This is a genomic window from Kitasatospora sp. HUAS MG31, assembly GCF_040571325.1.
GTDB lineage: Bacteria > Actinomycetota > Actinomycetes > Streptomycetales > Streptomycetaceae > Kitasatospora > Kitasatospora camelliae.
The window spans coordinates 1342322-1358547 of record NZ_CP159872.1; the positions used below are offsets into that span (position 1 = coordinate 1342322).

Sequence of the window (16226 nt, forward strand, 5' to 3'; positions counted from 1 at the left end):
TCAGCGGGCGCGCGGCCCGCGGTCGATCAGCTGGTCCCGCTCGGGGCCGACGGAGACGTAGCGGATCGGCACGCCGACCAGCTCCTCGATCCGCAGCACGTACGCCGCCGCGGCCCGGGGCAGGTCCCCGAAGTCCCGGATCCCGGTGAGGTCCTCGTCCCAGCCCGGCAGGTACTCGTAGACCGGTCGGGCGTCGTCGAGCCGGTGGGCCAGGGGGAAGTCGGCGGTCTTGACACCGTCGATCTCGTACGCGGTGCAGACCCGCAGCTCGGGCAGGCCGCTGAGGCTGTCGAGCTTGGTGAGCGCGAGGTCGTGGGCGCCCTGGATCAGGGCGCCGTAGCGGGAGGCGACGGCGTCGAAGGGGCCGATCCTGCGCGGGCGCCCGGTGTTCACCCCGTACTCGCCGGAGCCCTGCCGGAGTTCGTCCGCCCAGGCCCCGAACTCCTCGGTGACGAACGGGCCTTCGCCGACACAGGTGGAGAAGGCCTTCATCACGCCGGTCACCCGCGACAGCGGACGCCCGGGCAGGCCGCCGCCGACCGGCGCGTAGCCGGCCAGCGAGCTGGAGGAGGAGGTGTACGGGTAGATGCCGTGCAGGATGTCGCGCAATGCGCCGAGCTGGGCCTCGAGGATGATGTGCCGCCCGGCCTGCTCGGCGCTGTGCAGTCGCCCGCTCACGTCGCCGATGTGCGGGCGGAGCCGCCGCGCGTAGCCGTGGCCCCAGTCGACCATCGCGTCCAGGGAGATCGGCGGCTTGCCCGGGTAGAGCGCGCTGTTGCCGAGGTTCTTCCACTCGATCACGGGCGCCAGCCGGCGGCGCAGGTGCTCGCGGTCCAGGAGCTCGCCGAGTTGCAGGGCCTTCTTGAGGTACCGGTCGCCGTAGACGGGGGCGATGCCCCGCCGGGTGCTGCCGAAGGGCCGGTCGGCGAGGCGGTCCTCCTCCCACGCGTCCTGGTCCCGGTGGAAGGGGAAGCAGACGGTGGCGCGCTCGGAGATCAGCAGGCCGCTGGTGTCCACCGAGCGCTCCCGCAGTTCGGCGAGCTCGGCGTCCAGGGACTCCAGGTCGAGGACCGTGCCCGGGCCGATCACGTTGACGGTGTCCGGGTTGAAGATCCCGGAGGGGACCAGGCGGAGCTTGAACGTGCCGAACTCGTTGATGACGGTGTGGCCGGCGTTGTTGCCGCCCTGGTACCTGACGACCAGGTCGGCCTCGCGGGCCAGGTAGTCGATCATCCGGCCCTTCCCCTCGTCGCCCCAGTTGATTCCGACGACGGCGTGCAGTGCCATGTGCTGTGTGTCCTCGTGGTTGGTCGGGCCGTGTGACGGCTGCGGTTCAGAGGCGGGCCACACCGTCACGGCGGGCGGCCTCGGCCACGGCGGCGGTGACGGCGGGTGCCACCCGCTCGTCGAAGGAGTCGGGCAGGATCCGGTCCGCGGTCAGCTCGTCGGCCACCACGTCGGCCAGTGCGGTCGCCGCGGCGAGCTTCATGCCCTCCGTGATCCGGGACGCACGGACCTTGAGCGCGCCGGCGAAGATGCCGGGGAAGGCCAGCACGTTGTTGATCTGGTTGGGGAAGTCCGAGCGTCCGGTGCCGACGACGGCGGCGTAGCGGCGGGCGGCGTCCGGGAGGATCTCCGGGTCCGGGTTGGACAGCGCGAAGATGACGGCGCCGGGATTGAGGCCGGTGAAGGCCTTCTCCGGCACGCTGCTGCCGGACAGGCCGATGAAGACGTCCGCACCGCGCATGGCGTCCTCGATGCCTCCGGTGACGCCGCCCAGGTTGGTGTCGCGGGCGAGGGCCGCCTTCTCCGGGTTGAGGTCGGTCCGGCCGTCGTGGACCACACCCTTGCTGTCGCACACCACGATGTCGCCGATGCCCGCGCCCAGCAGGATCCGGGTGACGGCCACGCCGGATGCGCCGGCTCCGGCCACCACTGCTCGCAGGTCGGCGAGTTCACGGCCGGTGACCCTGGCCGCGTTCCGCAGGGCCGCGAGCGCGACCACCGCGGTGCCGTGCTGGTCGTCGTGGAACACCGGGATGTCCAGGCGCTCCTGCAGCCGGCGTTCGATCTCGAAGCAGCGCGGGGCGGAGATGTCCTCCAGGTTGATGCCGCCGAACGACGGGGCCAGCCGCACCACGGTCTCGACGATCTCGTCGACCTCGGTGCAGGCGAGCGCGATCGGCACCGCGTCCACGCCGCCGAACTGCTTGAAGAGGATCGCCTTGCCCTCCATCACGGGCAGCGAGGCCTCCGGGCCGATGTCGCCCAGGCCCAGCACCGCGGTGCCGTCCGTGACCACGGCCACCGTGGAGGACTTCCAGGTGTAGTCGAAGGCCCGCTCGGGCTGCTCGGCGATGGCGCGGCACACCGCGGCCACGCCGGGCGTGTACACCAGCGCGAGTTCCTCGCTGGTGCGCACGGCGACGGTGGAGCTGACGGCGAGCTTGCCTCCCCGGTGGTACGCCAGCGCCGGGTCCTCGGGGTGCGTGCGGAGCACGGTGTCTGCCTGGGCTGTCATGGCCGCTCTCTCGGTGTCGGGTTGCGTCGGGGTCCGCCTCGTCGCGAGGCGCCGGGGGCACTGAAGATCGGCAGCCCCGTTGACGGGACCAGAGGCTATGAAGCCTTGCCAGAATTTGTCAAACGTTGCCAAGCTTGCCGGACTGGACTAGCGTCACCACCGCACCACGGCGTCAGCACGGCGACCTCGACTCGCAGATGCCAGCGAATGATGACGAACCACGCCGCACGCGCGACGGGCATGCGGCACCTCAACGGGGAGATCGAAGACTCATGAAGATCATCAGCACGTCCGCCGTCGGCATCCTTGCGGCCGCCGCGCTTGCCACCGTCGTCGCCCTCCTCGGCGGAGCGGCGGCCCAGGAGGCGCCCGGCGGCGGGAGCGAGACCCACATCTCCGCGGCAACCACCGGCGGCGACATCGACTGGCCGTGACCGCCAGGTGTCCGCATCCGGCAACCTGACGTCCCATTTGCCAGGCGTTTGCCAAATATAGGCAATATTTGCCACTATTGCCGGATGCACGTCGCGCGTACAGGGAGCGTCGGTACGCTCCCTGTACGCGCGTAGACTGGACGTGCGCCAGGCAGACGAGTTCCCCGGCCAAACGGGGCGTTCTCACAGGGCGGTAGCAAGGTGCTGGATCAGCCTGAATTCGGACGGCGCCTGAGGCAGCTGCGCCAGCAGCGCGGAATGTCTCAGGCCGACCTCACCGGCACCGGGATGTCAGCGGCCTATCTGTCCAGACTGGAGTCGGGTGCACGACCGCCCACGGAACGGGCGGTCGCCTACCTCGCCGAACGGCTCGACGTCCCGGCCGAGGCCTTCGACCTCGCCGCCGACTGCGACCTCGCCGACGCCCTCGCCGCGGCCCTGTCCCACTCGGACAGCACGGGCGACGCCGAGGTCCGCGACATGCTGGCACACGCGCTCGCCTCCACCGCCGCCGCCGACCCCACCACGCGCTGGCAGGCCCTGGCCCAACTGGCCAGACTTCAGGGCTCCTTGGGCGAAGCACAACCGGAGCGCGACACACTGACCCGGCTCACCGTCCTGAGCGACGAGCTCGGGCGCCCGGCCCTGCAGGTCCACGCCCGGCTCCGCATGGCGCGCTGCGCCCGTGGATTGGGCGACGCCACCGCAGCCCGCCAGGCCGTACGGGAAGCCCTGGCGCTCGGCGAACGCCATCATGTGCACGTGCCCGCCGCCGAACTGACCCGCGGCCGGCTGCTCCTGGTCTCCGCCGAGGCCGAGCTCGGCGACCTCGCCGAGGCCGCCCGGCTCGGGACGGAGATCTGCGAGAAGCTCGAACGCACCACCGGCGCGCTGGCAGCCGAGGTCTACTGGACGCTCGCCACCGTCCGCACCCGCCAGGGCGACTTCCCCGGCGCCTCCGCACTGCTGCAGCAGGCCGTCGAGGCCCTGGACAGCCGCGAGGACCTCACGCTCTGGCTGCGCCTGCGGCTGGCTGCCGCGTCACTGGCACTGCAGGCGCTGCCACCGCGGATCGAGGTCGCGCAGTCGCACCTGGACACCCTCGCGCCGCTGCTCCCGCTGGTCGCCACACCACGCCACCACACCGAATTCCTGCTGCTGCAGGCCCAGTCCGCCTACCTCCACGGAGACCTGCCCCGCGCACGGCGGGCCTGCAGCCAGGCCGCGGACGCGCAGAACATGCTCTCCTTCCGTGACCGGATCCGCCTCGAAGCCCTCCAGTCCCGGCTGGCCGTGGTCGACGGCGATCCGGAGGCGCCGGCACGGCTGCGCGAACTGGCGGGCCGGGCCCAGGCCGCGGGGCTTCCCGACCTCTCCGCCGAGGTGTGGCGGGTGCTCGCCGAAACCGTCGTCCCGGCGCGGTCCCCCGAGCACTGAGGCCCGCGGAGATCACCGTCGGTGTGCGAGGATGGCGCCGGTGTCGATACTGATGCTGAAGCTGCTCCTGGCCCCCGCACTCGTGGTCGCCTCCTCGCTGGCCGGGCGCCGCTGGGGGCCGGCTCTGACGGGCACCTTGGTCGCACTGCCGATCGTGGCCGGGCCGATCCTTCTCATCACCGGTCTGGAACACGGTCCGGAATTCGCCGCGCACGCCGCCGGCGCGTCCCTGCTCGGACTGGTCTCCCTGGCCCTGTTCTCCGTCGTGTTCGCCGCTCTCGCGCGCACGCCGCGCACCGGCCACTGGGCCGTCGCCCTCCTCCTGGCCTGGGCGGTGTGCCTGGTGGCCGACCTCGCGCTCTCCCTGGTGTCCGCGCCGCCGGTCGTTACCCTGGGCCTGTCCCTGGCCGCGACGGCCTGCGGAACCTGGGCGTTGGCCCGCACCGGGACGGCGAGTGCGCCCACGGGGCCCTCCCCCTCCTACCCCTGGTGGGATCTTCCGGCCCGCGCCGCGGCAACAGCCGTGCTGGTCACCGCGCTCACCACGGCGGCCGCACCCCTCGGCCCCGGCCTGACGGGCGTGCTCGCCCCCTTCCCCATGGGGGGGGGGGGGGGGGGGGGGGGGGGGGGGGGGGGGGGGGGGGGGGGGGGGGGGGGGGGGGGGGGGGGGGGGGGGGGGGGGGGGGGGGGGGGGGGGGGGGGGGGGGGGGGGGGGGGGGGGGGGGGGGGGGGGGGGGGGGGGGGGGGGGGGGGGGGGGGGGGGGGGGGGGGGGGGGGGGGGGGGGGGGGGGGGGGGGGGGGGGGGGGGGGGGGGGGGGGGGGGGGGGGGGGGGGGGGGGGGGGGGGGGGGGGGGGGGGGGGGGGGGGGGGGGGGGGGGGGGGGGGGGGGGGGGGGGGGGGGGGGGGGGGGGGGGGGGGGGGGGGGGGGGGGGGGGGGGGGGGGGGGGGGGGGGGGGGGGGGGGGGGGGGGGGGGGGGGGGGGGGGGGGGGGGGGGGGGGGGGGGGGGGGGGGGGGGGGGGGGGGGGGGGGGGGGGGGGGGGGGGGGGGGGGGGGGGGGGGGGGGGGGGGGGGGGGGGGGGGGGGGGGGGGGGGGGGGGGGGGGGGGGGGGGGGGGGGGGGGGGGGGGGGGGGGGGGGGGGGGGGGGGGGGGGGGGGGGGGGGGGGGGGGGGGGGGGGGGGGGGGGGGGGGGGGGGGGGGGGGGGGGGGGGGGGGGGGGGGGGGGGGGGGGGGGGGGGGGGGGGGGGGGGGGGGGGGGGGGGGGGGGGGGGGGGGGGGGGGGGGGGGGGGGGGGGGGGGGGGGGGGGGGGGGGGGGGGGGGGGGGGGGGGGGGGGGGGGGGGGGGGGGGGGGGGGGGGGGGGGGGGGGGGGGGGGGGGGGGGGGGGGGGGGGGGGGGGGGGGGGGGGGGGGGGGGGGGGGGGGGGGGGGGGGGGGGGGGGGGGGGGGGGGGGGGGGGGGGGGGGGGGGGGGGGGGGGGGGGGGGGGGGGGGGGGGGGGGGGGGGGGGGGGGGGGGGGGGGGGGGGGGGGGGGGGGGGGGGGGGGGGGGGGGGGGGGGGGGGGGGGGGGGGGGGGGGGGGGGGGGGGGGGGGGGGGGGGGGGGGGGGGGGGGGGGGGGGGGGGGGGGGGGGGGGGGGGGGGGGGGGGGGGGGGGGGGGGGGGGGGGGGGGGGGGGGGGGGGGGGGGGGGGGGGGGGGGGGGGGGGGGGGGGGGGGGGGGGGGGGGGGGGGGGGGGGGGGGGGGGGGGGGGGGGGGGGGGGGGGGGGGGGGGGGGGGGGGGGGGGGGGGGGGGGGGGGGGGGGGGGGGGGGGGGGGGGGGGGGGGGGGGGGGGGGGGGGGGGGGGGGGGGGGGGGGGGGGGGGGGGGGGGGGGGGGGGGGGGGGGGGGGGGGGGGGGGGGGGGGGGGGGGGGGGGGGGGGGGGGGGGGGGGGGGGGGGGGGGGGGGGGGGGGGGGGGGGGGGGGGGGGGGGGGGGGGGGGGGGGGGGGGGGGGGGGGGGGGGGGGGGGGGGGGGGGGGGGGGGGGGGGGGGGGGGGGGGGGGGGGGGGGGGGGGGGGGGGGGGGGGGGGGGGGGGGGGGGGGGGGGGGGGGGGGGGGGGGGGGCGGCACCAGCGTGGTCGCCACCTTCGCGCTCGCCCAGGGTGGACCCGCGGTGGCGGCAGCCACCCTGGGCGGTGTCCTGCGGGGTCTGTGGGGTTTCGCCGCCTTCTGCTTCCTCGCAGCAGTCCTGGTCAAGCCGCTCGGCACCGGCCCGGCCTTCGCGGTCGCCCTCGCCGGCACGCTCACCCTGCAGCTCTGCATCGGGCGCCTGCGGAACGCTCGGGCCACCCGCCGCACTGCCCTGACCACCGCCCACACCGGCTGAGGACCGACCGCGGGCGGCCGCGCGGCCGTGCACAGGGCAGCGCGCCACTCCGGGCGGATCAGCGGCTGCCGCTCGGGTGGCCGGTTGCGCCGGCGCCTGTCCGGCGCGGGGTGACCACCGGTCGAGCAATATGAGCCGCGCTCATGTCAGACCGGTCCGGACGCCACCGCCCGGGGTTGGGCACACCCGCTCTCCGGACGCCGCCACTCAACCGTCACCCACGGTCACGCACGTCCCGCGCTCCGGATCCGACACCCACACCGCTGGCCGGGGCACCCTCCGCGCGGCCCGGGCCACCGGCCGCAAGTCGCTGCGCCGGAGCGGGAGTTCTCCTCGACGCCCCGGCGCAGCGGATCGCCGGCGAAAGTGAGCCGGCCTCAGGTCGGTGATTCGCCCGGGAACCACCGGATGCGGCAGAGTGGGCCCCATGAAGGCGCGCACGGACGGACCCGAACAGCCCACCGGCACGACCCGCAGGCGCCCCGTGCAACGGCGCAGTCTGGAGCGGTACGAGCGGCTGCTCGACGCCTGCGCGGGTCTGCTGGACGAGGTCGGCGCGGCCGGGCTGACCACCAAGGAGGTCGCGCTGCGCGCCCGGGTGCCGATCGGCACCCTGTACCAGTTCTTCTCCGGCAAGGAGAGCCTGCTGGCGGCGCTCGCCGAGCGGAACCTGGACCGCTACCTGGACCGGCTCGCGCGCCGGATGACGGCGGAGGGGCCGCCGGCCGCGGCCGGGTTCGTCGACCTGGCGGTGGAGGAGTTCGTCGCCATGAAGCGGTCGGTGCCGGGCTTCGGGCACCTGGACTTCGGCCTGGTGGACGCCGTCCCGCCGGGCCTGGGCGACGAGAGGCACCTGCTCGACGCCGAGCTGGACAACAACGCGGCGGTCGCCGCCCGGCTGCGCGCGGTCGGCGGCCGGCTGTTCGAGGCGCCGGGGTTCGCGCTGTCGCTGCGGGTGGCCCTGGAGTGCGCCGACGCGGTACTCAAGCTGGCCTTCCGGGTGGACCCGGAGGGCGATCCGGCGCTGATCGCCGAGTGCAAGCGGCTGCTGCGCTGCTACCTCTCCGAGCCGGCCGCGGGCTGAACCGGGAGCACGGTCCGCGCCGTCCCGGGTCCACGGCCCCGAGCCGCCGCCCCCGGCCGCGCGCCGCGGCCCGCCATTGCGGCCTCCGGTCACCCGCCGCACAGTGGAGTCGGGGCGCCGTCCGTACGCCGGGCGGTCGCACCCGCACCAGACCTCGGCCGCACAGGAGCAGAGCATGCAAGCGACGGTGGGTGACCACGTCCACATCTACGGCAAGCACATCGGCATGGTGGACCGCAAGGGCGAGATCATGGAGGTCCGCGGTACCAACGGCGAGCCCCCGTACCTGGTCCATTTCGAGGACGGCCACGACGGCCTGATCTACCCCGGCCCCGACACGGTCATCGAACGCCAGGAGGAGCGGCGGTAGCGCCCCGGCGGCGTCCCGGCCCGGCCCGGCACCGCGCCCCCTCGTCCGGTGCCCGGCTGACGCGCGCCCGGCCCCGTCCGTAGGGCGCCCGGTGTCCGAATCCCTCCCCGGCCCCCTGGCCCACCTGGCCCCGCTGCTGGACGACTACGGTTATCCGGCGGTGGGGGCCTTGGTGTTCCTGGACAACTGCGGCATCCCCGTCCCCGGCCAGACCATCCTGGTGCTGGCCGCGGTCTACGCCGGCACCGGCCGCCTCAGCATCGCCGGGGTGGTGGCGGTGGCGGTGCTCGCGGCCGTGGCGGGCAACTCCCTCGGCTACCTGATCGGCCGCACCGGCGGCCACGCCTTCGTCCACCGCTGGGGCCGGTACGTGCGGATCACCCCGGAGCGGATGGCCAAGTCCGAGGCGTTCTTCGCCCGGCGCGGCGCCACGGTGGTGACCTTCGCCCGCTTCGTGGACGGGCTGCGGCAGACCAACGGCATCATCGCCGGCACCTCCGAGATGCCCTGGCGCCGGTTCGCCCCGGCCAACGTGGCGGGCGCGGTGCTCTGGGTGGGCGTGTGGGCCTCGATCGGCTTCTTCGCCGGCACCAACATCGACGAGCTCTACCGCACGGCCCTCCGCTACCAGGTGTACCTGCTGGCGGCGGTGGCCGCCGCCCTGCTCGCGGTGGGCGTCCGGGCCCTGCTGCGCCGCCGCACCCGACGCCGGGCTGACCCCGCCGGGGCGGCGCCGGAGGTGGGCCGGGCTCCGGACGGGGCCGGGAACGCCGTCCCGCCCGGAGACGGCGGCGCGGAGACCCCGGACGGCGGCACGGAGCCCCCGGACGGCGGTGCCGAGTCCCCGGACGGCGGTCAGCGCAGCGGCAGCACCTCGAACGAGGACGCGTAGCGCACCCCGAGCCGCTCCCCCGCCGCCCGCCCGGTGGTCTCCAGGAACCCGTGCGCGTCGGCCATCTCCCCGCCGAGGCCCTCCAGGTAGGCCTTGTGCGCCTTGAGCGAGGCCACGCCCAGGTGGAAGTGGTCGGTGGTGTCCACCGCGTGCCGGGCGTCCGGCGAGGCCGCCGCCCAGACCTGGCGGACCCCGTTCCACGGCTCGTAGCCCTCGGCGACGAGTTCCTGGAACACCCACCGGTTGCCCGCGTCCCGGGCGCCGTCCAGGGTGGCCCGGCCGACCGCGATGTGGTCGGCCTGGTTGGGGAACACCCCGCCGTAGGTGTCGCGGAAGTTGGTGGTGATCACGATCTCCGGGCGGTGCCGGCGCACCGCGCGGGCGATGTCGCGGCGCAGCGGCAGGCCGTACTCGACCACGCCGTCCGGGTGGCCGAGGAACTCGACGACGTCGACGCCGACCAGGGCGGCCGACTCGATCTGCTCGCGCTCGCGGACCGTCCGGCAGCGCTCCGGGTCCATGCCGTCGATGCCGGCCTCGCCGCTGGTGGCCATCACGTAGACGACCCGCTTGCCCTGGGCGGTCCAGCGGGCGACGGCGGCGGCCGCGCCGTACTCCATGTCGTCGGGGTGGGCGACGACGGCGAGGGCGGTCTGCCAGTCCTCGTCCAGCGGCTGGAAGGGGACGGGGGTGGTCTGCTGGGGGGACGTCATGGCGGCCTCCGTCTCACTCTGCGGTCTTGATCGAGTAGTTGAAGTCGGTGTGGCCGAAGTGGTTCATCAGGCGCAGCCAGAACGGCATCAGCATCTCGGTGCCGCGGGCGGCCTGGATCCCGCCGAGGTCGAGCACCGCGGCCTCGGGCCAGCCGAACTCCACCAGCACGGCCCGGACGGCGGCCTTCGCCTCGGGGTCCTCGCCGGCGATGAAGACGTTGTGCTCGCCGGGGACGCGGCCCGGGTCCACCATCAGCGGGGCGGTCAGGGTGTTCAGCGCCTTCACCACGCGGGCCTCGGGGAACTCGCGCTGGATCCGCTCGCCCACGCTGTCGGTGTTCACCGGGTCGAGGCTGACCTCGCCGGTCGGAGAGAACACCAGCGGGTTGGAGACGTCGATCAGCACCTTGCCGGCCAGCCGCTCGGCGCCGGCCAGGGTGAGTGCCTGCACCGAGACCGTCCCGCCGGTCGCGTTGATCACGATCTCGCCGGACTCCGCCGCCTCGGCGAACGTCCCGGCGTGCCCGTACGGGCCGGAGCGGTCGGCCCACTCGTTGGCGGCCGTGTTGTCCTTGGTCCGGGAGCCGAGGGTGACCTCGTGTCCCAGGGAGATCAGCTTGGCCGCGAGCGTGCGGCCCACCGTCCCCGTGCCGATGATTCCGAACCGCATCGTTGGTCTCCGCCCTGTGAGCCGTACGCCGGTGAGCTGGGTTGACGAGCTGGGGTGATGGGCCGGGGGTGAGCCCGCCCGGGTCGAACGATAGCCCGAGCCGTGAACTGACCGGCGGTCACCCCGCCGTAGCGGCCGTCAGGTTGGGGCGAGGGCGGCTCCCGCCGGCGCGGGGGCACCGAACCGGGCGAGGTGGTGCCAGACCTTCTTCACGTCCTGCGGGTCGTACACGCCGGAGCGCACCGCGTCGCCGACGATCCGCGGGTCGAGTACCCCGTCCACGGCGATCGCCTCCCCGAGGGTGACGTACTCGGGTCCGCGGTACTCCGGGTGGCGTCTCAACTCCTCGACGGTGAGCCGGAATCCGGCGTGCCACTCGATCGGGCAGGGCAGCCGGCGGGCCGCCTCCTCCACCGCGGTGGAGCGGTGGGACGGGTCGAGGACCAGCGCCTCCACGTGCTCGGCGAGAGCGACGGGGCCGTGCACCTGGGCCTCGACGTAGTCGTCCAGCGCGTCCCGGTCGTCGGCCTCGGCGAGGGCGATCAGGCCCATCCGGTCGGCGACCCCGAAGTCGGCGGGCTCCAGCCAGCTGTCCGGGTAGCAGAAGGTGGCCCGGGGCAGCGCGTCCGCGGTCAGCCGCAGGTGGGCGGAGCCGAACCGGGGGGCCGCGCCGACGCCCCTGCGGCGGAAGTCCAGCGCGCCGTACACCGGGCGCTCCCGGGGGTCCGCCTCGTCGTACGCACCGCCGAAGATCCGGCTCTCCCAGTGCCAGCGGTCGCCGCCGGGGTGGGCGGTCAGGCCGCCGTTACCGGTGCCGGTGACGAACTGCGAGTGGTAGACGCCGGTTTCGGCGAGCGCGTCGAGGAGCGGGCGGCCGGCGGCGTCGGTGCGGTCCGGATGGAAGTTCAGCGTCACCCGGAGCGCCGGGTCGAGCGCCGGGCCGGTCGAGCGGGCGGCGACGTGGCCGATGGCCCGCGCCTGCGGGGAACCGTCGCGTATGGCGTCCATCCGGGCAGTCTGCCGGAGCCGGCCGGCGGCGCGCATCCGCATTACCCCTGGCCGGGGCGGGAGGACAGCACGCAGAACTCGTTGCCCTCCGGGTCGGCCAGCACCACCCAGGACACCTCGCCCTGGCCGACGTCGGCGCGGCGGGCGCCCAAGGCGAGCAGCCGGTCCACCTCGGCGCCCTGGTCGGCCGGACGGAAGTCCAGGTGCAGGCGGTTCTTGCGCTCCTTCGCCTCCGGCACCGGGACGAACACCAGGCCGGGCAGCCGGTCGGCGGCGGGCCTGATCTCGAACTCGTCCGCCGCGTCGTTCAGCACGACCCAGCCGAGCGCCGCCGTCCACCAGCGCCCCAGCGCCACCGGGTCGGCCGCGTCGAGGACGACCTGCTCCCACGTGAGTCCCATGCCGGCGACCCTACTCCCGCGCCGCCACCGGGCCGGGGAACCGCCCACCGCGCGCCCTGCCCCGGCCGGGCCGCGCCGGTGGCCGTGTCGGTGGCGGGTGGGATGCTGCGCCGCACGGACACGAGGGACAGGACGCGAGGGACACCATGGACGCGGGAGAGCTGACGCTGGCCGAGTGGCGGGCGTGGTCGGACGAGGAGCGCCGGGCGCTGGTGGCGGGCCTGGCCGGGCGGCTGGGGGCGGACAGCTGGGCGGTGGAGACCTCCGGCGGCCCGGAGGGCGGGGCGACCGCGCGGCTGGTGCTGCGGGGCCGCACGTTCGCGCTGGTCCCGGGCGGCGAGGCGCGGCTCGGCGTCGACCCGGCCGCGTTCACCCCGACGCCGGAGCAGGCGGAGTCGTACGCCGGGAGCTGCCGCGACTTCGGCTTCCCGGAGGACCTGCGCGCGCACCTGGCCGAGGCCCTCAGCCAGCCCCGTACGGTCCGGATCCCGGCGCTGCTGGTCGGCGTGGAGCCCGAGGAGGTGGAGGCCGACTGGGAGGAACTGCCCGAGGCGGTCGCCGCGCTCGGCTGGCGGCTGCCGACGCCCGACGAGTGGGAGTACGCCTGCGGCGCCGGCGGCGGCACCCTGTTCCGGTGGGGAGCCGAACACCCGCCGGCCGCCGACCCGTTCAGCGCCGCCACCGGCCCCCACCGGGAGCCGAACGCCTTCGGGCTGCGGATCGCCCGGGACCCGTACCAGCCGGAGGCCACCTCCGAGCCGGGCGTGCTGTGCGGCGGGGACGGCGGCGAGGCGACCTGCGGCGGCTACGGCGCGTTCCTGGCCTGGCTTCCGCTGGCGCCGGCGTACCGTGACCGCGGGCTGGCCGAGATGCTGGAGTCCGGCGACTACCCGGACGCCCCGCTGGTGCGGCCGGTGATCGATCTCTGACCGGCCGTACGGCCGCTGCCTTGAGCAGGGGTCACCAGCGGTGGTGCACCTGGGCGCGTACCCGCCGGTCGTACAGGTCGCGGACGGCCGCCAGGGTGGTCGCCGGCAGGGGCGGGAGCGCGGCGGCGGAGGCGTTGGCCCGGGCCTGGGAGGGGTTCCGGGCGCCGGGGATCACCGTGCTGACGCCGGGCTGCTGGATGATCCAGCGCAGCGCCGTCGCCGCCGGGGTCACGCCGTCGGGGGCGAGTCCGGCGAACTCCTCGGCGGCCTCCACACCGGTGGCGAAGTCCACGCCGGAGAAGGTCTCGCCCTGGTCGAAGGCCTCGCCCTGGCGGTTGTAGGTGCGGTGGTCCTCGGCCGGGAACTCGGTCGCCTTGGTGTACCGCCCGCTGAGCAGCCCGGAGGCGAGCGGGACGCGGGCGAGGATGCCGACGCCGGCCCGCTCGGCGGCGGGCAGCACCTGCTCCAGCGGCTTCAGCCGGAAGGCGTTGAGGATGATCTGCACGCTCGCCACCCCCGGCCGGGCGATCGCGGTGAGCGCCTCCGCGCAGGTCTCCACGCTGACCCCGTACGCGGCGATGCGCTCCTCGGCGACCAGGGTGTCCAGGGCGTCGAACACCTCGTCGCTGGAGTACACCGGGGTGGGCGGGCAGTGCAGTTGCACCAGGTCGAGCCGGTCGGTGCCCAGGTTTCTTCGCGAACGGTCGGCCCACGCGCGGAAGTTGGCGAGGTTGTAGTGCTCGGGCCGCTGCTCGGCCCGGCGGCCGAACTTGGTGGCGACGAAGACCTCCGCGTCCGGGCGGCCGCCCAGGTAGCGGCCGATCAACTGCTCGCTGCGGCCGTCTCCGTACACGTCGGCCGTGTCGAACAGGGTGACGCCGGCCTCCACGGAGGCGTCCAGCACGGCCAGGGCGTCCTCCTCGCGGACCTCGCCCCAGTCCGCGCCAAGCTGCCAGGTGCCGAGTCCGACCACGGACACCGGGCGGCCGGTCCGGCCGAGTACGCGCTGTTCCATGGGGCGAGCCTCTCACCCCGGAGCGGGGGCGGACGGTCAGCGCGGGCCCGCCCGCGTGTCCCGGGCGGCGGGGGCGCCGCGGCGACGTGCGGGGGGCGCGGGCGCGGCGGCGCGCGGGGGACACGGGCGCGGGCAGGTGGGCCGATCCCCGGGCGGTCGGGCGGGGGCGCGGCTACGATCGCGCCATGACCACTCGTACTGCCGTCCGAGCCGTCCTCGCGGGACGCACGCCCGCCAGCCGACGGGCCGTCAAGGCCTCTTCGCTCTCGCTCTGGTCGAGCGATTCGGTGCTGTCCATCGGCTCGGTGGGCTCGGTGCTGTCCATCGGGTCCGTCGGGTCGGTGCTGTCGATCGGGTCGGTGGGCAGTGTGCTCTCGGCGGGCTCGATCGGCTCGGCGCTCTCGGCCGTCTCGGCGGGGTCCTGGCTGAGCGTCGGCTCGGTGCTGTCCGCGCAGTCCACGTGGTCGATCCTGTCCTGGCGTTCCTGCCGCGGCGTCCGCACGGCCGGCATGGTCGCGGCCGCCGCCGTCGCCACCGCGGTGATCGCCGAACCCCGCCTGTCCGGCCGCGCCCGCAGACGCTGAGCCGGCGGCCGCCGGAGGACGGGCCCTCCCCCGGGCGGGTGAGGGCACGGCTGCGGCGTCCTCCGGTGGACGGCGTCGGCCTCCTCTACCTCCCCCTCCTCGCCTGGGGCCCGCTCCTGGCCGCCCTCGCCCTCTCCTACCACCGCCGCCACCGCACCCGGCGCTCCTGACCGTTCGATGAAGCGTTTCACGCCCTCAACCGGCCGCGCCCGCCGCACGGACAAACTCACTCCCACCCGTTCCCACCGGGGGTAGGATCAGGGCCATGGGCGGTAGCAAGAAGTACTCGATCAGCCTGCCCGAGGATCTCGCCGAGACTGTCCGCGCCCACGTCGGTCCCGGCGGCTTCTCCGCCTACGTCGCCGAGGCCCTTGAGCAGCGAGTCGCGATGGAGAAGCTGCGGGAGATCGTCGCGGACTTCGAGACCGACAACGACGGACTGACCCGCACCGAGATCGAGGCCGCCCGGGCACTGCTGCGCCAGGACCGTCACCGGGCCGGCGGTGCCGCCGTCTGATGCCCGGCACCCTGTTCCTCGACGGCGAGGGCCTCTCCAAGCTCTATCTCAAGGACCGAACCGTCGCCGCCCTGGTCCAGGCCGCCGCCGAGGAAGGCGTGCGGGTGGCCACCACCGCCATGACCACGCTCGAAGCGGACTACGAGCGCATCCATCCCGCCCGGATCAACTGGGCCCTCTCCCGCATCGATGTCCACGACGTCACCAGGGACGTCGCCGGCCAAGCCGCCGTCCTGCTCCGCACGCACCGCCTCCACGGTCACAAGTACGCCCTCGATGCCGTTCTTGCCGCCATCGCCCGCACGGCGCCACCGCCGGTCACCGTCCTCACCTCCGACGTGGACGATCTGACCCTGCTCTGCGGGCCCGCCATCCAAGTGATCAAGGTCTGAGCCTCGGCGGAGCAAAGCTCGAGGTCGCCGGTCCGATCCCCACCTGGCGAGGTCGGGCAGTCGTGGATGCCGGGTCGGCTCGGCAGGTGTCAGGCGGCCGGGGTGGGACCGCGCAGGGTGAGGTAGCGGTCGAGGTGGGTGGCGGCGTGGAGCATGGCGAGGCTCTGGGTGGTGAGCTTCCGTTGCCAGTCGGTGAGGGCGGCGGCGAGGGTGTCGGTGCCGCCGGCGGTGCGGATCCGGTGGACGACGGTGGCGATGTGGTCGAGGCGGTAGCCGCCGCGCCGGAGCAGGTGGGCCAGGTCGGCGTCCCGGACGTCGGTCGCGCGGAAGACCCGGTGGCCGGTCGCCGGGTCGCGGGCGGGGACGAGGATGCCGGCCGCCTCCCAGCTGCGCAGGGTCGCCGGGGTGACCCGCAGCCGGTGCGCCAGCTCCCCGATGGTCCGGACGCCGGGGTCCGCCGGCGTCCGGTCCGGCGGGCCCGCGGACTCCGTCGTCAGGTGGTCCACCGCGCTGCGTACCGCGTCCAACGTCTCGCGGTCGCGGAGGAGTTGGCTGTGGCCGCGGTCGACGGCGGTGAGCGCGCGGTCGAGTTCTCCGTCGTGCAGGGCGTTCATCACCTGGCCGGCGGCCGCGTGGCCGTACGCCGGGACGAGGGCGAGGTAGGTGCGGAGGGCCGCCGCGTGCACCGGGGTGTAGACGCGGTAGCCGCTGGAGGTGCGCTCGGCGGGCGGGAGGCAGCCGTCGCGCTCGTAGTTGCGGACCGCCTGGGTCGAGATGCCGTGCTCGCGGGCGAGGTCGGACGGTCGCATCGCCTCAGCGCCTCTCCTCGGTTTGAGACTTCGGCTGACGGTTGAGCGGGCAGATCGCCAAAAGTCTCAATCGTTCTTTCAAGGATAC

The 16226-nt window shown here is 76.4% G+C and carries 18 protein-coding genes; 10 read left to right on the plus strand and 8 right to left on the minus strand.

Annotated features, from left to right (window positions below):
- Positions 1–1287, minus strand: coding sequence for an adenylosuccinate synthase (locus ABWK59_RS06375; RefSeq protein WP_354638580.1), 1287 nt, complete (start codon positions 1285–1287; stop codon positions 1–3).
- A gap of 46 nt (positions 1288–1333) precedes the next feature.
- Complete coding sequence (locus ABWK59_RS06380) at positions 1334–2521, minus strand: NAD(P)-dependent malic enzyme (RefSeq protein ID WP_354638582.1); 1188 nt, start codon at positions 2519–2521, stop codon at positions 1334–1336.
- 272 nt (positions 2522–2793) lie between these two features.
- Between ABWK59_RS06380 and ABWK59_RS06385 the strand changes: the two genes are divergently transcribed.
- From ABWK59_RS06385 to ABWK59_RS06410, 6 genes are all read left to right on the plus strand, one after another.
- Positions 2794–2955 carry a hypothetical protein gene (locus ABWK59_RS06385; protein ID WP_354638584.1) on the plus strand — a complete coding sequence of 54 codons (162 nt, stop codon included), beginning with the start codon at positions 2794–2796 and terminating at the stop codon, positions 2953–2955.
- A gap of 201 nt (positions 2956–3156) precedes the next feature.
- Positions 3157–4392, plus strand: coding sequence for a helix-turn-helix transcriptional regulator (locus tag ABWK59_RS06390; protein WP_354638586.1), 1236 nt, complete (start codon positions 3157–3159; stop codon positions 4390–4392).
- A 2149-nt stretch (positions 4393–6541) separates the two neighbouring features.
- Positions 6542–6754, plus strand: a complete 213-nt coding sequence (locus ABWK59_RS06395) for a hypothetical protein (RefSeq protein ID WP_354638588.1) — start codon at positions 6542–6544, stop codon at positions 6752–6754.
- 427 nt (positions 6755–7181) lie between these two features.
- The gene (locus ABWK59_RS06400; protein ID WP_354638590.1) at positions 7182–7838 is read left to right on the plus strand and encodes a TetR/AcrR family transcriptional regulator; all 657 of its coding nucleotides are present in this window, start codon (positions 7182–7184) and stop codon (positions 7836–7838) included.
- A gap of 175 nt (positions 7839–8013) precedes the next feature.
- A complete protein-coding gene (locus tag ABWK59_RS06405; RefSeq protein WP_354638592.1) occupies positions 8014–8208 on the plus strand; it encodes a DUF1918 domain-containing protein in 195 nt (64 codons plus the stop codon).
- Positions 8209–8299: 91 nt separating this feature from the next.
- Positions 8300–9100, plus strand: coding sequence for a DedA family protein (locus ABWK59_RS06410; protein ID WP_354638594.1), 801 nt, complete (start codon positions 8300–8302; stop codon positions 9098–9100).
- Here ABWK59_RS06410 and ABWK59_RS06415 read toward each other — a convergent pair.
- From ABWK59_RS06415 to ABWK59_RS06430, 4 genes are all read right to left on the minus strand, one after another.
- On the minus strand, positions 9064–9813 hold the full coding sequence (locus tag ABWK59_RS06415; protein WP_354638596.1) for a PIG-L deacetylase family protein: 750 nt from the start codon (positions 9811–9813) through the stop codon (positions 9064–9066). The genes ABWK59_RS06410 and ABWK59_RS06415 overlap by 37 nt on opposite strands.
- A 13-nt stretch (positions 9814–9826) precedes the next feature.
- Positions 9827–10483 carry an NADPH-dependent F420 reductase gene (locus ABWK59_RS06420; protein ID WP_354638597.1) on the minus strand — a complete coding sequence of 219 codons (657 nt, stop codon included), beginning with the start codon at positions 10481–10483 and terminating at the stop codon, positions 9827–9829.
- Between the two features lie 138 nt (positions 10484–10621).
- On the minus strand, positions 10622–11491 hold the full coding sequence (locus tag ABWK59_RS06425) for a DUF3626 domain-containing protein (protein ID WP_354638599.1): 870 nt from the start codon (positions 11489–11491) through the stop codon (positions 10622–10624).
- Positions 11492–11532: 41 nt separating this feature from the next.
- The gene (locus ABWK59_RS06430) at positions 11533–11892 is read right to left on the minus strand and encodes a VOC family protein (protein ID WP_354638600.1); all 360 of its coding nucleotides are present in this window, start codon (positions 11890–11892) and stop codon (positions 11533–11535) included.
- A gap of 146 nt (positions 11893–12038) precedes the next feature.
- On the opposite strand from ABWK59_RS06430, the gene ABWK59_RS06435 reads away from it, so the two are divergent.
- A complete protein-coding gene (locus ABWK59_RS06435; protein ID WP_354638602.1) occupies positions 12039–12821 on the plus strand; it encodes an SUMF1/EgtB/PvdO family nonheme iron enzyme in 783 nt (260 codons plus the stop codon).
- A gap of 31 nt (positions 12822–12852) precedes the next feature.
- On the opposite strand, the gene ABWK59_RS06440 is transcribed toward ABWK59_RS06435, so the two are convergent.
- Positions 12853–13836 carry an aldo/keto reductase gene (locus ABWK59_RS06440; protein WP_354638604.1) on the minus strand — a complete coding sequence of 328 codons (984 nt, stop codon included), beginning with the start codon at positions 13834–13836 and terminating at the stop codon, positions 12853–12855.
- A gap of 185 nt (positions 13837–14021) precedes the next feature.
- On the opposite strand from ABWK59_RS06440, the gene ABWK59_RS06445 reads away from it, so the two are divergent.
- The 3 genes from ABWK59_RS06445 (at position 14022) to ABWK59_RS06455 (ending at position 15329) form a co-directional block, all read left to right on the plus strand.
- The gene (locus ABWK59_RS06445; protein ID WP_354638606.1) at positions 14022–14420 is read left to right on the plus strand and encodes a hypothetical protein; all 399 of its coding nucleotides are present in this window, start codon (positions 14022–14024) and stop codon (positions 14418–14420) included.
- Between the two features lie 265 nt (positions 14421–14685).
- Positions 14686–14937, plus strand: a complete 252-nt coding sequence (locus ABWK59_RS06450) for a hypothetical protein (protein WP_354638607.1) — start codon at positions 14686–14688, stop codon at positions 14935–14937.
- Complete coding sequence (locus ABWK59_RS06455; protein ID WP_354638608.1) at positions 14937–15329, plus strand: DNA-binding protein; 393 nt, start codon at positions 14937–14939, stop codon at positions 15327–15329. Before ABWK59_RS06450 ends, ABWK59_RS06455 begins: the two co-directional genes overlap by 1 nt.
- Positions 15330–15418: 89 nt before the next feature.
- Here ABWK59_RS06455 and ABWK59_RS06460 read toward each other — a convergent pair whose 3' ends face one another.
- Entirely contained in the window at positions 15419–16138 is a 720-nt protein-coding gene (locus tag ABWK59_RS06460; RefSeq protein WP_354638610.1) for a TioE family transcriptional regulator, read from the minus strand.
- Between the last annotated feature and the right edge of the window lie 88 nt (positions 16139–16226).

Coding starts and splice junctions, on each gene's coding strand:
- ABWK59_RS06375 (WP_354638580.1), bottom strand. CDS start 1,287: ATGGCACTGCACGCCGTCGTCGGAATCAACTGGGGCGACGAGGGGAAG.
- ABWK59_RS06380 (WP_354638582.1), bottom strand. CDS start 2,521: ATGACAGCCCAGGCAGACACCGTGCTCCGCACGCACCCCGAGGACCCG.
- ABWK59_RS06385 (WP_354638584.1), top strand. CDS start 2,794: ATGAAGATCATCAGCACGTCCGCCGTCGGCATCCTTGCGGCCGCCGCG.
- ABWK59_RS06400 (WP_354638590.1), top strand. CDS start 7,182: ATGAAGGCGCGCACGGACGGACCCGAACAGCCCACCGGCACGACCCGC.
- ABWK59_RS06405 (WP_354638592.1), top strand. CDS start 8,014: ATGCAAGCGACGGTGGGTGACCACGTCCACATCTACGGCAAGCACATC.
- ABWK59_RS06415 (WP_354638596.1), bottom strand. CDS start 9,813: ATGACGTCCCCCCAGCAGACCACCCCCGTCCCCTTCCAGCCGCTGGAC.
- ABWK59_RS06420 (WP_354638597.1), bottom strand. CDS start 10,483: ATGCGGTTCGGAATCATCGGCACGGGGACGGTGGGCCGCACGCTCGCG.
- ABWK59_RS06425 (WP_354638599.1), bottom strand. CDS start 11,491: ATGGACGCCATACGCGACGGTTCCCCGCAGGCGCGGGCCATCGGCCAC.
- ABWK59_RS06430 (WP_354638600.1), bottom strand. CDS start 11,892: ATGGGACTCACGTGGGAGCAGGTCGTCCTCGACGCGGCCGACCCGGTG.
- ABWK59_RS06435 (WP_354638602.1), top strand. CDS start 12,039: ATGGACGCGGGAGAGCTGACGCTGGCCGAGTGGCGGGCGTGGTCGGAC.
- ABWK59_RS06440 (WP_354638604.1), bottom strand. CDS start 13,836: ATGGAACAGCGCGTACTCGGCCGGACCGGCCGCCCGGTGTCCGTGGTC.
- ABWK59_RS06445 (WP_354638606.1), top strand. CDS start 14,022: ATGACCACTCGTACTGCCGTCCGAGCCGTCCTCGCGGGACGCACGCCC.
- ABWK59_RS06450 (WP_354638607.1), top strand. CDS start 14,686: ATGGGCGGTAGCAAGAAGTACTCGATCAGCCTGCCCGAGGATCTCGCC.
- ABWK59_RS06455 (WP_354638608.1), top strand. CDS start 14,937: ATGCCCGGCACCCTGTTCCTCGACGGCGAGGGCCTCTCCAAGCTCTAT.
- ABWK59_RS06460 (WP_354638610.1), bottom strand. CDS start 16,138: ATGCGACCGTCCGACCTCGCCCGCGAGCACGGCATCTCGACCCAGGCG.